This is a genomic window from Algoriphagus sp. TR-M9 (assembly GCF_027594545.1).
In the GTDB taxonomy this organism is placed as follows: domain Bacteria; phylum Bacteroidota; class Bacteroidia; order Cytophagales; family Cyclobacteriaceae; genus Algoriphagus; species Algoriphagus halophytocola.
In genome coordinates this window covers 3,113,482-3,135,825 of record NZ_CP115160.1, presented here as the reverse complement: position 1 = coordinate 3,135,825, position 22,344 = coordinate 3,113,482, and the positions used below count along the sequence as shown (strand labels likewise).

The following is a 22,344-nucleotide window of genomic DNA, read 5'->3' as shown; positions in this document are numbered from 1 at the left end:
CAAGCTACCTTGTATTACCTAATTCCTTGCGATGTAGAGTCGGTTCCTCAGGATCTTTGGTAAAAAATGCCTGTTAATTTGATTTTAAGGCAGGTTAGGTGAATTATGTTTTTTCCAGAAAAAAATCCCCCCTCTTTTTCTCAAAGTACAGCGCTTCCCGGAAATGTTAAATATTTGAACAATTTTCTGTACGCAGGCGGACAGGTGTTTGCGACAAAGTCAATATTTTGTGATGGTTTTACCGTAGGACTGAATATTTGGTTTATTTTGAAATGTGAATTCAAACAGAGCGACAAACACTTTTTATTTCATTCTTCTGGTTTTCCTGGCTTCAGGTAATACTTATGTTTTTTCGCAGGATCTTACTCCTAAGTATTCCAATGAATTTCTGAACATAGGGGTAGGCGCCAGAGCTTTGGGAATGGGAGGCGCGCAAGTCTCCGCTGTGCGTGACGTGACAGCGGCCTATTGGAATCCAGCAGCTTTGATGGGTATAGGGCATAAATATGAATTTAGCTTGATGCATTCGGAGTATTTTGCAGGAGTAGCGCAGTACGACTACCTCAGCTTTTCCATGCCGATCAAAGGCCAAAGTCAAGTAGCTGTTTCTCTGATCCGTTTTGGAGTGGATGATATTCCGGATACCCGTTTTCTCTACGATGCTAATGGAGCCTTGAATTATAACAATATCCAGTTTTTCAATGCGGCAGATTACGCGCTTTTGCTGAGCTATGCCAGAGACTTGTCAGACCATTTCAAAGTAGGACTTAACGCCAAAGTGATTCATAGAAATGTGGGGAAATTTGCGCAGGCATGGGGGTTCGGACTGGACGTGGGTGGGATTTACATCAAGGATAGGCTGACGCTTGGGCTGATGGTCCGGGACATTACCACGACCTTTAATGCCTGGTCACACAATGCAGACCTGGTGCGCGAAATCTATGCACAGACTGACAATGAGATTCCTGTAAATTCTGTTGAACTGACCTTGCCAAGGGCTATTTCCAGTATTTCTTACGCATTTCAGTTTGGGGAGCAGTTTTCCTTGTTGACAGCTTTGGATTTGGATATGACCTTTGACGGGGAGAGAAATACCCTGATCAGCAGTTCACTGATGAGCATTGATCCCAAATTTGGCTTGGAAGCAGGCTTTCAAAATGTGGCTTTTATCCGTGCAGGGATTAGCAATTTTCAATACATCAAGGATTTTCAAGGCGAAAGGAGTTTGAATATGCAGCCTAGCATGGGGGTAGGGGTGCTGCTGAGCCAGAAGTTCCATATTGATTATGCGCTCTCGGATATAGGAAATGTGTCAGAAACTCCTTACTCCCATGTGTTCAGCGTGAAAGTGAGTTTGGAAAAGCTAGACGATGAGTTTCGGAAATTTAAAAGTTGGGAATACTGATGATGCGAAATCTACTTTATGTGTTGCTGACAATTCTGGTTTTTACCGGCTTGACCAATGCCCAGCAGGCAGCTTGGTATAATTATGAGCAGACTTACTACAAAATTCCCACTGCCAAAGACGGGGTGTACCGGGTGACAGCGGAAGCGCTGGCAGGTTCTGGAGTGAATCTTTCCACACTTGACCCGAGGAATATCAGCCTCTACCATAGGGGTAAGGAAGTGGCGGTTTACATATCCGGAGAAAGCGATGGTACCTTAGATGGGGAAGATTACATTGAGTTTTATGGCCTGAGAAATGATGGCACCTTGGACCGTTTACTTTATACGGACTTCGAGGAGTTGCCAAACCCCTACTATAATACCACTTCTGATACCACGGCTTTTTTCCTGACGGTAAATTCTTCACGATTAGGAAAACGCATGGCGTCCAGAGCTGCTCCCGAGGCCAATCAGCCTGTAATCAATACTTTTTACACAGAAAAGCTTCAGGTATTTGGGGAGCAATACTCCTTAGGAATAGGGTATGCCCTAGACTTCCGCCTGTCCAAATATGATCAAGGACAAGGATGGATGAGTGCCGTGATCAGTAAGGGGAATACACGGCAGGTGACGCTGGATGGTCTGGGAGAAGTGACGAATTCTGGAGGCGCAAAACTGGAAATTGGCCTGGTCGGCAGGTCATTTCATCCACATAGTACCCGCATATTAGCCGGACCTACGGCAGGAAACCAGCGGTTGATTTCTACAGCTTCGTTTTCAAACTACGAGTACCCGCATCTGATTTTGGACCTGTCCATGAGCGATTTTAATGCTGATGGAAGTATAGTGATCGGCGTGCAGTCTGCTGGATCTGAATCTGTGGACAATGTATCCATAGCTTATTTGAAACTGCTCTATCAATCCAACTTACCCACAGGGGAATTTGAATCGAAACTGATGCTTTCCCCTCCCGGAAATCAACGCATTCAGCTCAACCAAGCTACTTCTTCTTATGTAGGATATGAGATTTCTGATTTGGGAAATGTAGAAAAAGTGAGCTTTGCTACCGATGGGCAAGTACTTTCTTTTCGTGGGGCTATGGCATCAGACAGCAGCAAAGTGTGGCTGCAAAGTGAGGAGTCAATCCATAGGGTAGAAAACTTAGAAGCTGTACGGTTCAGGGATTACCTGGGACAGGCGGCGAATTACATCTTGGTAGGAAACCGGGCTTTGGAGCAGGCCAGCGAGCAATTTGAGAATCCTCTAAAGGCCTATGCCGAGCATAGGGCTTCTCCTGCTGGTGGAGGCTTTGATACCTTGACTGTAAGAATGGAGGACATTTATAATCAATTTGCCTATGGGGAAAAGTCTCCTGTAGCCATATATGAATTTCTCCGGGCTTACTATCCTATTCACAAGCCAACGCATTTACTTCTTGCAGGAAGGGCTTTGGCCACTTACTCTACCGCCAGGCAGGGTGGGGTCAACTATTTTTACAGAAATAACCCTGAGGCTTTTAGTTTTCAGGAGATGGTGCCGGCAGGTGGTTTTCCATTTTCGGACAATGTATTTGTGATAGGTTTGGATTCGGAGAAGCCATTGGTGCCCGCTATGGCCGTGGGGCGTATCCCTGCCCGGAATTCGCAACAACTATCGGATTACCTCAATAAGGCCATAGAAAAGGATGCGGTGGGGATTTCGGATTCCTGGCAAAAGGAACTGGTGCATCTGAGTGGGGGAGTTTCGGAGTTTGAATTGGAAAGGTATTTCAACTTTATGAATGGCTTCAAAACCATTGCCGAAAGCCCCTTTTTGGGAGGGAATGTAACAACCTATAGAAAGCGTTCCAATTCCACCGTAGAGGTGATTGATATCACTGGGGATTTGAATGAAGGCCGGTCTATGCTTACGTTTTTTGGGCACGGATCTCCTACGGTGATTGATATAGAGATAGGTTTTGCCTCTGATCCTACTTTGAACTATCAAAACAAGGGCAAGTATCCGGTCATGTTATTTAATGGCTGTGACTATGGCAGCGCCTACGGCAATAGCTACACCCAAGGTGAAGACTGGGTGATTACTCCCGAAAAAGGAGCAGTATCTGTGATGGCTAATTCGGCAATTGGAGTGGATGTCTATCTGCGCAGGTATTCGGATATGTTTTATAGAAAAGCATTCGGCGATAGTACCTTGATCTACAGAACACTTGGCGAGGTGAAGCGTGAGGCGGAGCAGGCTTATGTGGAAAATTATGGCACAAGCCCACTGTCCTATTCGCACATGGAGCAGATGATCAATTACGGTGATCCGGGCTTGAGGATATTTCCTGCGGACAAAGCAGATTATGCTATAAAAGTGGAGGAAGTGGCAGTGGATAGCTTTGACGAGGTGCCTGTTTCAGTGCTTTCTGATAGTTTGAAACTGAGTTTTGTCATTAGAAATATAGGTAGGGTAGATACAGATTCTATTGAATACCAAGTGAGTAGAAAATTGCCGGATGGCACCACAGAAACATTTGATCCGGTGAAAATCCCATTTGTAGCGAGGATAGATTCTCTGTTTTTTACTATACCGAATACGGGCAGGAATTCAGCTGGGGAAAACACCTTCACTGTAACCTTGAATCCAAGCATGGAGGTGCAGGAGATGACTTTTGCCAACAACTCAGTAACCTATTCGAAGTTTGTTCCCCTGAGTGGTACCTTAAATCTATATCCCCTGGACTATGGGATAGTCAGTGAGGAAAATATCAATTTGATCGCGCAGGTGCCAGGTAAGGTATCCGAAGACCGGACTGTAATCATCCAGTTGGACAGTGCCGCAGGATTTAACTCAGCCTACAGAAAAGAGGTGAGAGTAACTACGCGCGGTTTGGCGGAAATGCCCTTTTCTTTAACGGCATTTTCGGACAGCACCACCTTTTATTGGAGGTCAAAGTATCAGGACGCCAAGCCTGGAGAGTCCGAGGCCTGGACTCAATCATCCTTTTCCTACATCCCGGATGGGCCTGAAGGGTGGACCCAGCGAACCACTTATCAGCTAGATGATGATCAACTGAGGAATTTGGAAATAAAGGAGTCGGACAGAACCTGGAAGTATGAAGATATTCAGTCGCAGGTGGAGGTATTTACAGTGGGAGCTGGAGTGGATAGCCTTTCTTTCCGAAATACACAGTTTTACCTCAATCAGATTCCTCAGATCATCGATAATGTAAACAATGCCAATAGTAGGCTTTGCCCCAATGGTTCCCTGGGTTTGGTGGCTTTTGAGCAAAAAAGTTTGATGCCTTACCTGGCGATTCCCGTACCGGGTTTTGATATTTTGGACTCCAGAGCCTGCGGGAGAGTGCCTCAGATGATCCAGAGCATTCGTAATTCTTGGATTACCACACCAGGGCAAACCATGTTACAGGAATATGTGAATAATGTGCCTGAGGGGGATTATGTGGTTATTTTTTCTGTAGGCAATGTGACTTTTGAGGATTGGCCGGATATAGCTTACGAAAAGCTAAAGGAGTTTGGCGCCAGCGAAGCAACCCTCAGGGCGCTGAAGACAGGTGACCCTTACATATTGTATGGTAGAAAAGGCATGCGACCCGGGGAGGCTATAGAAATCCTGGGCGATAAAACTATGGAAGTACCGGCCTCACAGCAAACACTATCCTTTGATACCGAAATGAATGGTTACCTCACTTCCGGAATGATCCTGACGCCTAGGGTGGGGCCAGCGTCTAGTTGGGAGCGTTTTTTCCAAAATGTAAATTCAAGAAACTGGATCAATGAGGAGGAGAAAACCTATTTTGACATTATAGGGGTGAAAGAAAATGGTGAAGAGGATTTGCTGATAGGAAATTCATTTGATCGGGAAATGGATCTTTCCTTTATCAGCACAGCGGTATACCCGTACTTAAAACTGAGGTACAGCATGGATGATCCTGAGTCCACGGCTCCGGCTCAGCTGGACAAGTGGCAGGTGAACTATACCGGCGTGCCAGAGGGTGTTTTGATGCTCAAATCAGCCCAAGTTCAGGTGAACCTGCGTGAGGGTGAATCTGGTATTTTGGAACTGCAATTCAAGAATATTTCTAAGTACAACTTCCTGGACTCCATTCAGGTAGACTGGACTTTGACTAACGAAAGTAGCAATAAGGTAGAGCAGTTTTCTGAAAAATTTCCTGCCCTAAAGGCCGGTGAGGCTTTTGATTTTACGATTGAGTTTGGTTCTGTGGGAAAAGTGGGCGAGAATAGCCTGGAGATTTTTGCCAATCCTAGGATACAACGGGAGCAGACTTTTAGGAACAACCAGGTGGACTTGGAGTCTTACTTCCTCGTGGAGGGAGATCAGTCTACGGCCCTGCTGGATGTAAATTTCGATGGGATATATATTATGGATGGAGATATAGTTTCACCCAATGTGATGATCACCGCATTGCTAAAAAATGACCAGACACTGCTTTATAAAAAGGACACAGTAGGCTTGGATTTATACCTCAAGCAAAACTGTGAATCCTGTGACTTCAGACGGATCAATTTTTCCGATCCAAACCTCACCTGGACACCTGCATCGGAGGACGAGGACTTTAAAGTTTCTATGATTCCGGGTCCATTGGAAGATGGGGTTTATACCTTAAGAATAGCCAATGAAGACTCTACGGAGCCTTATGAAATTACATTTGAAGTGATCAACGAATCCCAGATCACGAATTTCTACCCTTATCCGAATCCTTTCAGTACCAGTGTGCGATTTGTCTTTACAGTGACGGGAATGGAAGTGCCTGATGAAATCAAAATTCAGATTATGACGGTAACGGGCAAGGTAGTCCGGGAGATTTTGCAGACTGAGCTGGGACCGATCCGAATCGGTAACAACCTGACCGAGTATGCTTGGGACGGAAAGGATGAATTTGGGGACCAACTCGCCAATGGCGTTTATATCTACCGGGTGTTGGTTCGCCAAAACGGGCAGTTTATGGAGCATAGGCCTACTACAGGTGACAAGGCATTTAAGAAGGGGTATGGGAAAATGTATTTACTGAGGTGATAAGGCAGGTCAGAGTTATGGATGAGATGAAAATAAACGCCATAGAATATTGCTATTTGTGGCGTTTATCTGCCCGAATCATAGGAATAAACGCCATAAAGTGGCGTAAATAAATAAGTTACCTGCAAGCTAAAAGAACGACACAGAATGAAAGAAACGACAAAAGCAAGAAAGAAAATTAAACTTGCAATCATACTAACAAGTATAGTTGGAATTCTGAGTTCTTTCTCATTTACTGTTACAACATTCGCCTATGGAATTGGAGACAATACAATACCAATTTTGTTACTTTATCCGACTTTCATTCTATCGACAATATTAGTTATAGCTAATATCCGACTTGGTTACATTCTGACACTTTTAACGGCTTTGACATACTCAATTATGCTGACAAGTGAAGTAGGATATTTTTTGGTATTTAATTTCAAAAATTCAGTTTTATTAGCAGTTTTACTATTGCCATATCTTGCATTTTTGACACTTATTCCGCTTACAATAACCTATTTGACACAAAGCCTAGGACAGAAAAGGATTTTCCAAATTGGTGCAACAGCTTTTTCTATTGGCAATTTCATTTTTGCAATTATTGACAGACAAAATCAAAACTATTACGACAACATATTTATTGATGCAGAAATATCGGACAACGGAGAAATTATTTTGAACTGCAAACCAGGATTTGCTGACTCAAGAACATTTGTCGTCAAGGCAGAATCAGAAGAGCTTGAAGACCAAATAAAAGAATTTGGAGAATTTTATCAAGGAAGGTATTTTCTTCAAAACACAAGAATTTCAAAGAATTTCAGATTTACGGAATTGAAGTCAATAACAATAAAGCAATTTGGCGGCAATGAACTTAAAAACCATTTGACTTGGACAAAAGAAGAACTAAATGGAAATACAGAGTTTTTGAAACCATAAAATCGACTAAAAATAAAGCCAGCAGGTAACAATATATATAAAAAATAGGCGAAGTAGTAGTAAATTCAATGGCTTAGGCTCGTATCAAACTTTGTGCTTAACTGAAAGTTTCGTGCTTCGAAATCGCCTACTTTTCATATACTAGACCGTTGGCAACAAGCTGAAAAATGAAACACGGAATCAAGATTTTATATGGAATTTTAATGATTGGAATATTAGTTTCAATATTTCATATTCTAAATGACCAAGGTGGTTCTGCTTTAGGCAACATAATAGATACTTTAACTATTACTTCAATAATTCTATTTCTGTCAACCATCCTTTTTATTTTTCTATCATTCAAAAAGCACATTCGAAAAATAAGTGTTTGGTTTCTTCTGGTTTTAAGTTGTCCACTTGCTGTTATGTCAATGACTCATTTGACAAAAGAGTATTCTCTTAAAATAACAGAAACAACAACGCCAAAAGAATTTGTTTATAATTTAAAAGTCGACCAGAAAACTTATGAACTTGATAAAATAAAAATTCAAAAATTAGTTGACAGTTTACTAAAAGTTAAAACAGTTGAAAGACCAGCAGAATTAGCTTTGAGATATTTTAACGGTAAAACTTATAACGACACAATCGAAAGAGACTGGGCAATTGATTTACCTGAAAAAGTTGAGTATAAAGAATCGATTATTGACACATTATTTTACTCGGAAAACGGAAATGAAATTGTAGCAGGATTATTAATAAGCAAAGTCTTTAATGAATATCAAGATTATCCAAAAGGCGAAATTGAATATTTTGGAAAAGGATTTAGGTTTGACAAAAACGACTTAAAACCAATAACAATGCTGAAATATTCTGTGACAGGATATGACAATTATAAATCTTGTTCGGAAAGATTAAGATATTATTATTTAAAAAAAATCGGAACTTTTGATAACGAATATAATATGAACGACACAAGATTTTTAAATGGAACTAAATAAAAAAAGCCAGTTGCCAACAATGTATAACCGCAATTACGGAGGATTCGACTACGTCCGAATCCTCTCGGAATTGCTAAGATCTGTTATAAACCGAAAATTAACGCATATTAACCCGTAACTGACGGTTATACGAGACCGTTGGCGGTAATGCAATGAAAGAGACAATCAAACATATTATAATTTGCCTTCTGACCATGTGGACGACAGGAGTTTTTGCGAGTCCACAAATGCCCGACTATGTGATTTATGGAAAGGACACGATAGCCACTTATAATCTAATTCTTGAGCAATATTTGCAACGACAAGACTCAGCAGAAACAGAAAAACTTTTTGGACTCACGTTTCGAGACGGAGCATCTTTTAATTGCTGGCGGGGTTATCAGGCAATCTACCAGATTGAGAATAACCGTTTGTTCTTGATTGACATAATCAATTGTGGCGAATTAAGAAATGGAAAAATAGATAAAAGTCAATCCCATGAAAAAATGAAATCCATTTTTGGAGAAAAGTTGAAAAATGGAAAAGTTTTTATTGACTGGTTTGATGGATACATAAATTTTCCATTGAACGATGAAGTCATAAGGTGGGACGGAGTTTTCTACACAATATTTGAAAGAGAAAAAGTTTTAACTATTAAAAATGGACTTGTTAAAAACGAAGAAGATTTTGACAATTATGTTGACGACCCGAAAAGAATCGATAGACGTGATAAGAGTAAAATATCCGACTTGCTATTTAAGAAGCTGAAAAAGGCTAAATGGAAAAACCCCGATGAATTCGACTGTTCTGAAACATATTTTGTGACAATTGATGAAAAAGGAGTTGTTTCAAAGGTCAGAATGGCCCTATCTGACGAACAGATTGATGAATATTACGACCCAGACGAATTAAACTTTTGTATTGACAAAATGACGACAGCTTTAAAAGATTTGAAATTCGACATCATCTTGGATAAGGGAAAGCCAATATCTGAAGACATCTATATCGAAATCTGGGTTGAAGACAACGGTAAAATTGAAAATTGGACAAATTAAAAAAAGCACATACCGCCAACAATGGCTAAAAAATCATAGCTGCCCTTCGGGACAGCAACGCTTTTTAGCCGGGCCGTTGTTGGGCATTAGGATTTAAAATTGTAAGAGCGGAAAAGAAAGTTAAATGAAGGAAGTTCAATTAACAGACGAAGAAATATCTATTCTTCAACAAGAAATTAGTCATGCTGAGGATTATCGAACAAAGAAACTGAAAGAAGTAACGCTCATGGTTATCGGAGGGGTCATACTTTCAGCTACAATTCTTATTTTCAACAAAGGATTAAAGTTTAGTCAGATAATTATTCCATGTGCTGGACTTGGACTACTGATGATATTAATTTCTTTAATAGCTTGGTTTTTTGCGTACAAGCCTATAAAGAAAATGAAAAACGATTTATCTAATCAAACTAAGCTAATTGGGCATTCTGAAATTGAATCAATAAATGTTTTTAACAGAAAAATTACTCTAGTAGATGGGACCAAGGTTTGGCAAATGGATCAACATCAAGAAAAATGGAAAAAGGGGGATTTGATAATTTACAGTATGACCCCTAGTAATGAATATATATTTGAATGTGTGAAAACGCCCCACAACAAAAGCTAGCGCCAAGCCTAAGTTGAAAAGAAATTTGGTTGCTTTTTGCTCTAAGTTCTAACAATGAAACACGAATAGAAAACGCAAACATGGCCGGCCTGACCGCTAGCCAAATCGTTAGGGCACATTTAAAGAAACAGACCTACAAGCATATAGGAAATGAATACGACACTCACACAAACTAAAGAATTTCTATTTAAGAATACATGGGTTCTTTGGTTAATTATATTTTTAGCAATCGTGAGTTTTTCGTACAGTATCAGAACAGGATTGTTGGCAACTGGATTAATAGCAAATGGACTTTTAATTGGACATGTAGTTCTAATTGGAGTTCTTGTTTTAAAAAAACGAACGCCTCCAAAATATTTGCTATTGCCCATTTTAGGAATCCTAATAATAACAATATCGATTTACTTGACACTGGATAATAAAATTATTTTATATTGTTCAATCCCCCTTTGTATTCCAAGTTTGGTCGCAGGACTGGGTATCTTAAAAAAATGAAAAATTTAAAGAAATTCACAAACTAAACCCCTCTAAATTAGGCACAAGGTATTTACAACTACTTTTACCTAATTTATCAGGAAAAATTATGAAATTAACACCAAACCATATTTATATAATTTTCAGAATAGTATTTTCAATAATACTTACTTATATGGTGATCCGCTATTTTGGCTCCGAAAGCGGATTTAAAAATTTTGGAATCCTATGGATTATTACCTACCCTATAATTCTGATGGTTATCATTGGAAATCTTTTCTTGAACTTTAAAAAAATTCCAAAACCTCTCAATTACTACAACTCATTCCTTTTACTGGGTTTCTTAACCATTCCATTTCTTCCCGAAAAAATGGAACAAGGGGTAATTCTTGAAGCTCATTTAAATGAAGAGAGGTCATCTTGGAATATAAAAATTTTTGAAAACGACAAATACCTAGTAAGAAGGTCAGGACTTGGTGGATTTAAAGACTATGAAGGGAATTATCTGCTAAAAAACGATACACTTATAATAGAAAGTTTTGATTGCAACCAATGCAATTTTAATAATGAATGGCTTTTAGTAGATAAAAGTTTAATTCCTTTGAATTCAAATACTGAAGATTGCTATGGTTGTTTTGAAATCGTGTACAGAAAATGAAAACATGCCCTAACAGCACCTAAGAAAACATGGGGCAGATATTCTAAAATGCAAGTATATTTCTCGTATTTACTTTTATCTTAGGTCTGCTGTTAAACGCTTCGAATGCCCCACGTTTCTTAGCCGCGGACCGTTAGGCCAATCTAAGTGGTGACTTAGTTCACTTCCTCGATTTTTTTACATAGCTATAAATCCCTCCCAGACCTATTACCAATAAGGCGAGTCCGATTCCCCACTGCAAGGGGCTGTTCATGGACTGCTTAGCGGCGATGTAACTGCTCGCTGCTACTCCTGCCGCAAAAGCAATCACCGTGCGGGTTAGCATGCCGGGAATTCCATAGACCAGCACTTTCCAAAGTTTGATATTCAGATTGGCAAAGAGAAAGTTGGAAACTGCAAAAGGCACCACAGGAGATATTCGTACAAAAAACACCAAGGAACCTTCTTTTTCTTTTCTGGACTCTAGTGCGGCCTTGAACTTGGGGTTTTTCCTGAATAGTTTTTCGGTCAGTCCCATATTGGTGATTTTTCCCAATCCGTAGCCTAATACAGAAGCCAGTGAATATCCCAAAATCAAGAAGGGAAGGGAAATCCAGCCAAAGAAAAATCCAGAAGCTAATGCAATCAAAGTGGTGGGCAATAGCGCTAGTCCCATCAGTAAGGCGCCGATAAGGGTGTATGCCAGGAAGTCCAACGCCGATTCGATCCGGACATCCCCTAATACCTGATAATTTACCGCAAAAATAGTACTGCCGATAAAAGGCATAATGCTCACCCAAAGCCAAGCGAAGATGCCAGATGGATGCCTACCAAAGTACGAGCGGATAGTTTTGAATATCCTGCCCTTTTTTGTCATATTTGATTCATCATACAGTTAAGAATGCAAGTTTAATACGCATCCCTTTAAATCACCCCGAAAATCTAAAAAGTTTTCATCACAATAAGCCATTAACAAGCTAAACCAATATCAAATGAAATTTGGAACCAAAGCCATACATGCCGGAATAGAGCCTGATCCTAGCACAGGAGCCATTATGACCCCGATCTACCAAACCTCTACCTATGTGCAGCAGTCACCGGGAGATCATAAGGGGTATGAATATTCCAGGACACATAATCCTACCCGTACTGCCTTGCAGTCCAGCCTGGCTGAGTTGGAAAATGGGAAACATGGGATTTGCTTTTCTTCAGGTCTAGGGGCCATAGATGCGGTACTGAAACTTTTCAACCCCGGAGATGAGATCATCAGTTCCAATGATTTGTACGGAGGGACTTATCGGCTTTTTACGAAAATCTATGAGCGATTTGGGATCAAATTTAAGTTTGTGCCAATGGCTGATCCGGCCAGTATCGCAGCGCATATCACCGAGAAAACCAAGATGATCTGGGTGGAGACGCCCACCAATCCCATGATGAATATCATCGATATCGCAGCCGTCGCCAAGTTGGGCAAGGGCAAGAAGATCATGGTAGCTGTGGACAATACTTTTGCTTCTCCCTACCTGCAAAACCCCTTGGACCTAGGGGCTGATCTGGTCATGCACTCCGTGACCAAGTATCTAGGTGGGCACTCAGATGTAGTCATGGGAGCCTTAGTGGTCAATGATGATGAATTGGCAGAAAAATTAGTGTTCATTCAAAATGCTTCTGGTGCGACTCCGGGGCCTCAGGATTGTTTTTTGGTACTGAGAGGGATCAAAACCTTACATTTGCGCATGGAGCGCCATTCCCAAAATGGGAAGACAATAGCGGCCTATCTGAAAAATCATCCCAAAGTAGAAAAGGTTTATTGGCCGGGATTTGAGGATCACCCAAATCATGCCATCGCCAAAAAGCAGATGCGGGATTACGGGGGGATGATTTCTTTTACATTGGTGGGGAATCAAGAATCAGATGCGGTGAAGGTGATGGGAAATTTCCGGCTTTTTGCTTTGGCAGAATCTCTCGGAGGAGTGGAATCTCTCTGCGGTCATCCAGCATCCATGACACATGCGAGTATCCCGAAGGAGGAGCGGGAAAAAGTGGGGCTGGTGGATTCCCTCATCCGGCTGAGTGTAGGCGTGGAAGATGCCGAGGATCTGAAGAATGACCTGGCCAATGCACTCTCGAAGATTTGAGGATTATTTTACATGGATATTCAGAATGATGCCAGTAACCAATAATTCTCTGCTCAACCGGCCATAAGACCGATCCTACGACTGCGCTCAGTATAAGTAGCCGAAGACACCTGCAGGAGCGGTACAGGCTGAAGTGGCCTCAATTCTTAAGTTTAACATATCCTATGCAGCTTTTGCACCCTTACTGGCAGAAAAGCGGATTTACATATTATTTTAATTGCATAGAAACAGCCACTTTCCAATAGAGAAGTGGCTGTTTTGTGCTATTAGCCTTATTCTATTGCTTTCTCATTTATTGCTTTTTCTACTGCTACATTTTCCAAACCATCAGGAAGTATCCAGCCATTCTCAATAGCGATCCGAGTAGCGGCTATGGTGTCCTCTACCAATTGCATTTCTACCCCGTACTGTGCTATCTCCTTACTCTTTTGCTTGACAAATTCATGTCTTGAGGCGTGAATATCCCGTATGAAAACTTTTAGGATTCGACCCGGAAATTCCTTTACTATTTGCAGGTAAATCTCGGGATCATCCTGACCACTATCCCCAAAAAGCAGAAAAGAAAGATGGGGATAAAAAAGCAGAATTTTCCTGATCTGCTCAAGCTTATGAGCTTCATGACTACCGGCGATCAGCTCTGTTCTGGATAAGCCTATATCCCGAAGCATCAACGGTCCTTTAGGTATAGCGTGTACTTCGAGTAGTTCTGTAAGGAAATCATAGAGATTCCAAGGGCTGCTGGATACGTAAAAGAAAGGGTTGCTTTCCAATCCATCCCTTCCTTTTTCCAGCGCTTTGTACAGGGCAGAAACTCCAGCAAAAGGCACTCTGGAGTAGGCATTTTTGGCAAAGGTGGTCTTGAGCATTTCCGTAAGCCGCATGGCTCCTGTGGGGATCACGGTGTCGTCTATGTCTGAGATCACGCCAAAGTCCAGCGTACCCTTTGGGATTACTACCTTGCCTATGGCTGTAACAGATCCCTGTCCTTTGATGATTTGATCCACCAGGTTTATTTCCACGTTTTGCCATCTGGAACCTGAGATTTTGCTCGTATCAATTGCTACCTTAAATTCAAAATACCCTTCTTCATTGGTCTTGGTGAAAAATTCTTGCCCTGCAATTAGTGCTTTGACCTGCACGTGGGGAATGACCACGGTGTTGAATCTGCGGAACATTTTATCTATGTTTTGCCAAATGCTATCCTTAGGAGTGGATTTGTTAATTCTATTGTTCCGAATTACCCGCCCTGCCAGGTAGAGTTCTTTTTGATTACCAAATCCCTGATAGGGGACGATCATGATGGAGCTGACTAAGCCAAGTTTGATCGAAATCCATAAGATCACTTGATTGACTTTGAGTTTGATCTCATAGATGATAGTTAAGAAAAGCTTTCCTTTTTTAGCAGTCATGTAAGGAGTTGAAAAGTGCTAAGACAGACTTTGGAATTTAAGCGTGCGGATAAAATCTATGATTGTAGGGAATAAATTCCCTAATCTGGGTAAATTTGCCCCGCGCCACTTGGTGTCTTTTGACCCTAATGTAGATCTGTCTTTGCTAAGGTAGAGATTTGTCTTTTTTTTGAAAGGAGATTTAATTTTACCTAAATGGCTGAAGGTATATTTACAAAGGCATATACGGTGGTAAAAATGGCTTTTTTCAAGGGGTGGAGGTGATCCAAGTTTGGATTTCAAGTAAAATTAGTGGCTGAGTAAAAGCTGCGAACATGTCAATGTGTTTTATCCTTACCATGGAATGGCGTTTGCGAATATTATTTAACAAAAATCACATAAACCAAACTAGAAGATTATGAATGCAAAAATATTAGGAACTGCCGCTGTGGCACTTTTAATGGCGGCGAGCTGTCAATCTAAGAAAACAGAAAACGAAGAAGTAGTTCTGGAAGAAATGGAAATGACTACTCCGGTTGCTATTTCTATTGAGAAATTCACAGAGTCTCCGGCTTACGCAGGCTCTTCTTTGAAACTGACAGAACCGAGCGGATCCAGCATAGCAAGTGCAGGTGAGGCTACTTTCAACTTTGAAGTGGGGGATTACGAGCTGGGAGCTCAAACCGAAAAAAGTGGAGTTGCTGCCATGCTAGCTAATTCAGGCAAGGGTCAGCACATTCACTTTATTTTGAACAATGATCCCTATTCAGCTCATTATGAGCCTTCGTTTAGCAAGGATCTGCCAGAGGGGACACACTATGTGGTCGCTTTTCTAAGTAGATCTTATCATGAGTCTGTGAAAAATGCCAACTCTTACGTAGCTAAGAAAATAGTGGTAGGCGAAGCTGGTGATGACAAGGGCGTAAATCTGGATGAGCCTACGCTGATCTATAGCCGTCCAAAAGGGGAATACAGCGGAGCAGATACAGAAAATCTGATGCTTGATTTCTTCTTGTTGAACACTGAACTATCCCAAACAGGCAATAAGGTAAGAGCTACAGTTAACGGTCAGGAATTTATGATTACCGAATGGGCTCCATACATCATCAAAGGGCTTCCCAAAGGAGAAGCGACAATCAAGCTTGAACTGCTTGATGCAGATGGAAACTTAATTCCGGGTGGATTTAATGAGGTGACCAGGACGGTGACTTTGGCAGACTGATCAAATTCGATTTAAAATTCAGAATAAACTCCGTGTGATTGATTTCGCACGGAGTTTTTTTTGCTGATTTGCTGTAGTGTTGCCTGGTAGGTAAGGCTGCGCCAGGACCGTCGCAGCTAATCGTCCAGGCTTTTTGCCCCAGGTGGAGACCACAGCGCACGGGCGACTGCACATTGAAGTAAGCTCAACCTTTAATTTACATCACTACTGGTAAGAACGCCGATATCCATATTTTCTCCTTTAGAAAAAGTAGGTGAATGGTTGAGTGTGCATTTCATTTTGCAGGAAAAAACTCCTTTACCAGTTTTTTGATTTTTGCTAATGTTTCGGGCATAGGGAGCTCACTTTTTCCGCCGGCAGCATTTGCATGTCCGCCACCATCAAAATGCCCAGCAGCAAGTTGGTTAACCGGGTTGTCTGCCCCTTTTGACCGAAAGGATATTTTGATGATTCCATCTTTCTCCGAAAGTAGAATGGCAGCTTTCATGCCTTTGATGGATAGGGCTTGGTTTGCCAAGCTGTCGGTATCGCCTTTTTGGTAGTCATATTTTTCTAATTCTTCTTTCGTCAGAGAGATAATTGCTACCGAGTTTTCTTCCAGAATTTCCATTTTCTCTGCCATGGCAAAGCCCTGCAAACGTAGGCGACTTGCAGTATTGGTATCGTTAAGAGCTTCATGGAGAAGGTGATGCTGTACTCCAGCGGCAAGCAATTTAGCGAGGATTTCATGCGTTCTGGGTTTGACAGAATTGAATCGAAAGCTTCCCGTATCGGTCAATATACCGACATAAAGTGGTGTTCCTGTTTTTTCATCCAACAAACTCCCATTTCCAGACTGCTCGATTAATTCTACTATCAACTCTGCCGTGGAAGATACTGAGGGGGCAGATACGGCAATGTCGCAGAAATCCTGCGGGTCTAGGTGGTGGTCAATCATGATTTTTTTGCAGGTGGCTGATTCAAGCATTTCCTGCATAGATTTACCTACCCGCTCAGTAGAATTATAGTCCAGACAGAAAATCAAATCTGCTTTTTGGAGTGCTGTGGCCACTTTATCCGCCTCATGTTCCATAGTTTTAATGCGGTTCAGATTCAGGAAATCCAAAAAATCAGGTGCTTGGTCAGGATGGCAGACCAGCGCATCCTTTCCCAGTTTTTCAATAAAGTGTAGAAGTCCCAGAGAAGAGCCTACAGAGTCTCCGTCGGCAGATTTATGAGCAGTAATCACAATATTGGAGGCTGCTAAAATTTCATTTACTATGTGAGAATAAGTATTCATGCGCTGGTTTTCGGGGATGAGCTGCTATGCTGCAGCCGAGATGGGGGTGATAGATTTGCTGAGCGCAAAGGAACAAAATGAGAAGAGAATTATGGGGAATTGGGCTATAAATACCTGAAATTAGTAATAGTCAGCCAATTTTATTGATTTTATGCATTTACTTTTCGAAGTGAAAATTTTCCTCAGTGCGGGTTAAGTCAGTATTTTGTCCGAGGGAGTATAGATAGGCGATCAGCGGTTTTAAAGCCCCTGATTCAAACATGGTATTATGGGAAGTTCTTGTGCCATTTTGGTATAAAACAAGGGTTTTGATTGCTCCATCACAGCAAAGCAAAGGGTTCTGCTCAGAATCTAAAGCTGTGATTTTGGACTGAATGATGAGTTCAAGAAGTTCATTGAAAGCCTGCTCCGAGAGCACTCCTCTAAAATTCCCATAAGCTAAAGAGTCTGCCTCGCTATAGTTCTTTTCTTTATTATAATTTCCAGTAAATCGAATGGATCTATCTGCCAAAATCTCCAGATGTATCACTGGGCAGGATCCAAAGCAATCGCTAGTATGAAAAATCAGTTTGCTAAAAGCGGCAGTACTGTCCTGTAGTGCTAGGGGAACAATTGTCAAGGCATGCTCAGCAAGGGGAAAGCCTTTTTTTTCAGGTTGACCAAAATTGAGCCATGCTATTAGGCTTAAGCTAATCATAAAAGCAGAATGCATAGAAATGAGTTTAGTTTCGCAGCCAAGACGAACGTAAAAGCCTGCATGATACTTTATTTCACCATTTTTAACTCTGCTTTCTTTTCCTCAATCTCACTAGCTAAAATGGAGTTGATATCCGATTTTGCGCCAACAAGAAGATGGATGTTAGTTCCGAATTCCCGAGCATTGCTGTCTGAGATGGATCCGATATGCGCTGACTTTTCAAATAGAGAAATTTCCCTTTCGCTGACTTGGTCTGAAGCTTCCCTTACCAAAATGACATGCTTGATTGGTTGATCCAGCGAAATCCAGTTTACATAATCAGCATTCATGGTGACGGCTCTCAGACCTTTGATTTTCGTATAGAAGTTGATGGCGCCAGCCTGCCCATAGTTATCACAAATAATCAGCGTATGGTCTGTTTCAGGGCTTTTCGAATAAGCCAGGTCTACTTTCTCTGCCAGTTCCTTCCAGCCCAGCATGTCAGCAAAATCCTGTGGGATATCGTGCACTTCCCCATCTTCCCAGCGTGTGAGATCTAGATCTGCATTGCTTGCATAGATTTCTTTGAGTTTTTTTGGTGGTTTGATGGGGAAAACTAACGGGAGTATCAGCAGAAAAAAAACAATTGGGGTAAGATAGGTGAATGGTTTCAGGTAGCGCTTCCAGCCTAGCTCTAGCAAGTGGGCAAGGTAAATGGACCCAAAGGCAAAGAAAATAGGATAAAGACTAATGGCATAATATGCTTTGGCGCGGAAAATGGCGAAAGTAACCAAGGTGCTGATCAAAGTAAAAAAGAGGAATCTATATTTCTTGAAAGGAGAATAGCTGAAAAAGGAAAGGAATGCAGCGATCAGAATAAAGATGGAGCCTAGAAAAAAGAGCACTTGCTCAGCCAAGAAATCCACTCTAGAAACATTTACCAGTTGATATTTGCTCAGCATTTTCATATGCCAGATCACAGGATAATCATTCACTACTTGCCAAATGATATTGGGAAGTGCGATCAAAAAGCCCAAGCCCAGTCCGGCGTAGAGGTGAGGGTTTTTGAAGATTTTGCGTTCGGGTGTCAGCATCAAGCCTAGTAAAACCCCGAAAGCAAGGAAGAGTACCGTGTACTTGTTCAAAAAACCAAATCCGAAACCAACTCCCATCCAGTAGAGCCAAGAAACTTTTCCGGTCTGTATATGTCTTAAGAGGGTGTAGAAGATAAAAGTCCAGGCCAAAATGTCGAAGGAATTGGGCTGAAAAAGTAGGTTCAGACGAGCCAATGCAGAAAAGGTCAAAGCGGTGGCAGCCAGGGAACAGGCGTATAAATTTCCTCCTAGTTTTTCAATACTTTTCCAAACCAGCAAAATCGTTAAAGCGCCGAAAAGAGCAGGAAAGAATTTTACCCAAAACCCAGTGTTACCCAAAAGGTAAATCAGATAGGAAAACCAAGAAGTGACCGGAGGAACAGAAATGTAGCCCCAGGCCAGGTGATGGGCTTGGTCCAGATGAAGATATTCATCTCGGTGTAAGTCGTAGCCGGAATCTATGAGTAGGTACTGAAGTACCAACTTCAGGAGGATAAATCCGCATAGCAAGAGGTTACGCTGATTCATGGGATGCTTAAGCAAAGAATTTGACCAGTGAGTTTTCCAAGCTTAGGTTAGAATTGATTCCTGATTCATACTTTTGATTTTCAACATTACCCATTGAAAATCAGCTTGAAGGTGGTGCCTTCTCCTTGAGTAGACCGCACCTGAATATTGCCTTTGTGACGTCTCATGATTTGCTTGGAGAGACTTAAGCCTATGCCCGAGCCTTTCTTTTTGGTGGTGAAGAAAGGAATGAAAATCTTGCTTAGTGCTTCTTCCTCTATGCCTTTCCCAGTATCACTTACTTCCAGTATGATCTTTCCTGCTTCATCTATAAAAGCCCGCAGGGTCACCCTTTTCTCCGGGGCGTCTTCCACGGCCTGGATTGCATTTTGGGCGAGGTTGATCAAGACTTGTTCTATCTGGGTCTGGTCACCAAAGAGGACCAGCTCCTCGGGATTTAGGTCTTTGACCAGTTCGATATCATGGGATTCCAGTTGGTTTTGGAGCAGGACTTCCAGCTGATCAAATAGTTTTGCTATGGCAATGCTGGTGAATTTAGGCGATGGGATATGTGCCAAGCTCCTGAAGTCAGACACAAAACTGATCAATCCTTGGCTTCGCTTTTCTATAGTGCTGATGCCCATCAGGTAGTCCTCCATGTCCTGATTGGAGATTTTCTCCATGTTTTCCAACTTGCTTTCCATTTCACCTTGTATGGTTCCTGCGAGTGAAGATATTGGCGCTATGGAGTTCATGATTTCGTGAGTCAGTATTTTTACGAGGTTTTGCCAGGCCTCCATCTCCTTCTCTTCCAGCTCGGATTGTATGTTTTGCAGGGATACCAATTTGAATTTTTCCCCTCTCATCAATAGTTCGATCACATAGACAGAAAGCTGCATAATGCCGTCTGGATGGGCGATTTTGATGAGTTCGCTTCCCCCCGTTCTAAGGTTATTGATCGCGAGGTGGAGTTCCTTATTGATCTGGCCTACCTCACTGATGTTCTTCACTTCCTCTACGTCCAGTATACGTTTGGCAGCGGTATTGATGATCTGAATTTCCCCATTTTCCCCAAAGGTGATCAGGCCAATGCTCAGGTGTTTGAACACCGAGCGGAAGTACTGGTAATTCGCTTCTTTTTCTGCTTGGTCTTCTTTGAGCTTTGCCAGAATGGCGTTGAATTCTATATGGAGGTCGTCAGTTTCTGTGCCGTCAAACTTGACTGGGTACAGCTCGGAATAGTTGTCCTGCTTAATATTATCCAGAAATACCCGGACCTTATTGAATGAACCCTCCGAGTACCGCAAAAGGTAAATGATCTGGAGCACCACCAAAACCAAGAAAAGGGAGATCATAAAGACTCCCCAACTATCGATGATAGCATACGCCAAAAGGAAAAGGGATGCAGCCAGGAAGGCTATCCTCCCGAGTAAACCTACTTTATAATCCATATTTTTCCAGCCTTCTGTACAGGGAAGCTCTGGTCAGTCCCAGCTCTTTTGCAGCTTTTGAGATATTGCCTCCATTTTTGTCTATGGCGCGCTGAATGGTAGTGCGTTCCATGTCGTCTAGGTTCAAAGTGGCAGAGGTAGGGGCTTTGTCTGAGGCTGGTTTGGCAGATAGAAAGAAGAAATCCCTAGAGTCCAACTCATTCCCTTCAGCCATGATAATGGCTCGTTCTATGGCATGCTGGAGTTCACGGATGTTTCCGGGCCAGCTGTAGTGCTGTAGCAAATCTATGCCAGCAGGGGTGAAGCCGGTGAAGTTCTTTCGGTACTTCTGGCTATAGCTTTTCAGAAAGTGATTGGCCAAAATCGGAATATCGTCCTGTCTCTCTCTCAAAGGAGGAAGGAAAATCTCCACCGTATTGATTCTGTAAAGTAAATCCTGGCGGAAAGTATTGTCCATGACACTTTCGTGCAAAGGCATATTGGTCGCGCAGATGAGGCGAATATCCACTGGTATGGCTTTATTGGTGCCTATCCTGGTCACTTCTCTTTTCTGGAGCACCGTGAGGAGTTTGGACTGCAGAGGAATGGATAGGTTTCCGATTTCATCCAGGAAAAGCGATCCCTTATCGGCTACCTCAAAACGTCCTGCTCTATCGTCTTTTGCATCGGTAAATGCGCCTTTTTTATGTCCAAAAAGCTCGGACTCAAATAGGCTTTCCGTGATCGCTCCCATATCAACGCCTACGAAGATTTCATCTTTACGTAGCGAGCGTTCATGGATAGCTCTGGCGATGAGTTCTTTTCCGGTTCCGTTTTCTCCCAAAATCAACACATTAGCATCCGTTTGGGCTACCTTGTCGATTATGGAAAAAATATTTTTCATGGAGGCACTTTGACCGATGATATCGGTGTAAGGCTTTTTCATGTCGGACTGCATTTGCTTTTGCCTCTTCTGCAGCTTGTCCACTTCGTTGTAACTTTCTTTGAGTTTGATGGCCGCAGAAAGCGTTGCAAGCAGCTTTTCGTTTTGCCAAGGTTTCAAGATAAAGTCTGTAGCACCTTCCTTAAGAGCTTGGACTGCCATCTCCACATCACCAAAAGCGGTGATGAGAATCACCACGGCTTTGGGGTCAATTTCTTTGATTTGCTTCAGCCAGTGGAATCCTTCCTTGCCGGAGGTGGTATCCTCCCGGAAGTTCATGTCCAGCAGGATCACATCGTAATTGTTATTATTAACCAAAAAAGGGATTCTTCTTGGATCTTTTTCAATCATCACCTCCTTTGCGTGCTTTTTCAGGAGCATTTTGGCAGCAAAAAGTAAATCTTCGTTATCGTCTATGATTAAAATCTTTCCTAAGTCTTGGTTTTCCATGGTTCATTGTTTGGTTTCCTTAGTGTGAAAATGATGCCAATGCGAAAATAGGCCTTAAATGTCCGTTTTTTATGAAGTTGTGTCCAAAAATGTACGCTTTTATATTGAAATCGTACACTTTGATTGGGGTTTTATCCCCTAATA

The 22,344-nt window shown here is 41.9% G+C and carries 17 protein-coding genes; 10 read left to right on the top strand and 7 right to left on the bottom strand.

All coding sequences use genetic code 11. From position 1 onward, the window contains the following. Positions 1-274 precede the first annotated feature (274 nt). The 8 genes from PBT90_RS13115 to PBT90_RS13080 all read left to right on the top strand — a co-directional run bounded on the left by PBT90_RS13115 (position 275) and on the right by PBT90_RS13080 (position 11,094). A complete protein-coding gene (locus tag PBT90_RS13115) occupies positions 275-1,405 on the top strand; it encodes a putative type IX sorting system protein PorV2 (protein WP_396127641.1) in 1,131 nt (376 codons plus the stop codon). After that, complete coding sequence (gene porU2 / locus PBT90_RS13110; RefSeq protein ID WP_270129655.1) at positions 1,405-6,426, top strand: putative type IX secretion system sortase PorU2; 5,022 nt, start codon at positions 1,405-1,407, stop codon at positions 6,424-6,426. Before PBT90_RS13115 ends, porU2 begins: the two co-directional genes overlap by 1 nt. 147 nt (positions 6,427-6,573) lie before the next feature. Next, complete coding sequence (locus PBT90_RS13105) at positions 6,574-7,347, top strand: hypothetical protein (RefSeq protein WP_270129654.1); 774 nt, start codon at positions 6,574-6,576, stop codon at positions 7,345-7,347. 167 nt (positions 7,348-7,514) lie between these two features. Beyond that, complete coding sequence (locus PBT90_RS13100) at positions 7,515-8,324, top strand: hypothetical protein (protein WP_270129653.1); 810 nt, start codon at positions 7,515-7,517, stop codon at positions 8,322-8,324. Positions 8,325-8,740: 416 nt separating this feature from the next. Continuing rightward, positions 8,741-9,358 carry a hypothetical protein gene (locus PBT90_RS13095; RefSeq protein WP_270129652.1) on the top strand — a complete coding sequence of 206 codons (618 nt, stop codon included), beginning with the start codon at positions 8,741-8,743 and terminating at the stop codon, positions 9,356-9,358. Between the two features lie 124 nt (positions 9,359-9,482). Further along, entirely contained in the window at positions 9,483-9,962 is a 480-nt protein-coding gene (locus tag PBT90_RS13090; protein ID WP_270129651.1) for a hypothetical protein, read from the top strand. Between the two features lie 150 nt (positions 9,963-10,112). Continuing rightward, positions 10,113-10,457: a hypothetical protein gene (locus tag PBT90_RS13085; protein ID WP_270129650.1), complete on the top strand. Its 345-nt coding sequence runs from the start codon at positions 10,113-10,115 to the stop codon at positions 10,455-10,457. 88 nt (positions 10,458-10,545) lie between these two features. Beyond that, a complete protein-coding gene (locus PBT90_RS13080; RefSeq protein ID WP_270129649.1) occupies positions 10,546-11,094 on the top strand; it encodes a hypothetical protein in 549 nt (182 codons plus the stop codon). Between the two features lie 160 nt (positions 11,095-11,254). Here PBT90_RS13080 and PBT90_RS13075 read toward each other — a convergent pair whose 3' ends face one another. Continuing rightward, entirely contained in the window at positions 11,255-11,950 is a 696-nt protein-coding gene (locus PBT90_RS13075) for a TVP38/TMEM64 family protein (RefSeq protein WP_270129648.1), read from the bottom strand. Positions 11,951-12,065: 115 nt separating this feature from the next. On the opposite strand from PBT90_RS13075, the gene PBT90_RS13070 reads away from it, so the two are divergent. Continuing rightward, complete coding sequence (locus tag PBT90_RS13070) at positions 12,066-13,211, top strand: cystathionine gamma-synthase (protein WP_270129647.1); 1,146 nt, start codon at positions 12,066-12,068, stop codon at positions 13,209-13,211. 272 nt (positions 13,212-13,483) lie between these two features. Here the strand turns inward: PBT90_RS13070 and PBT90_RS13065 are convergent, their stop codons facing one another. Beyond that, positions 13,484-14,620 (bottom strand): App1 family protein, encoded by a 1,137-nt coding sequence (locus PBT90_RS13065; RefSeq protein WP_270129646.1) that lies wholly within the window; start codon positions 14,618-14,620, stop codon positions 13,484-13,486. A 397-nt stretch (positions 14,621-15,017) separates the two neighbouring features. On the opposite strand from PBT90_RS13065, the gene PBT90_RS13060 reads away from it, so the two are divergent. Further along, complete coding sequence (locus tag PBT90_RS13060; protein WP_270129645.1) at positions 15,018-15,821, top strand: hypothetical protein; 804 nt, start codon at positions 15,018-15,020, stop codon at positions 15,819-15,821. A 274-nt stretch (positions 15,822-16,095) separates the two neighbouring features. On the opposite strand, the gene PBT90_RS13055 is transcribed toward PBT90_RS13060, so the two are convergent. The 5 genes from PBT90_RS13055 to PBT90_RS13035 form a co-directional block, all read right to left on the bottom strand. Further along, positions 16,096-17,100, bottom strand: coding sequence for a DHH family phosphoesterase (locus PBT90_RS13055; protein WP_270129644.1), 1,005 nt, complete (start codon positions 17,098-17,100; stop codon positions 16,096-16,098). Positions 17,101-17,257: 157 nt separating this feature from the next. Continuing rightward, on the bottom strand, positions 17,258-17,812 hold the full coding sequence (locus tag PBT90_RS13050) for a DUF6438 domain-containing protein (RefSeq protein WP_270129643.1): 555 nt from the start codon (positions 17,810-17,812) through the stop codon (positions 17,258-17,260). 53 nt (positions 17,813-17,865) lie between these two features. Continuing rightward, on the bottom strand, positions 17,866-19,398 hold the full coding sequence (locus PBT90_RS13045; protein WP_270129642.1) for a glycosyltransferase family 39 protein: 1,533 nt from the start codon (positions 19,396-19,398) through the stop codon (positions 17,866-17,868). An 86-nt stretch (positions 19,399-19,484) separates the two neighbouring features. Beyond that, positions 19,485-20,828, bottom strand: coding sequence for a sensor histidine kinase (locus tag PBT90_RS13040; RefSeq protein WP_264811027.1), 1,344 nt, complete (start codon positions 20,826-20,828; stop codon positions 19,485-19,487). After that, entirely contained in the window at positions 20,818-22,200 is a 1,383-nt protein-coding gene (locus tag PBT90_RS13035) for a sigma-54-dependent transcriptional regulator (protein WP_270129641.1), read from the bottom strand. Before PBT90_RS13035 ends, PBT90_RS13040 begins: the two co-directional genes overlap by 11 nt. Positions 22,201-22,344: the final 144 nt, after the last annotated feature.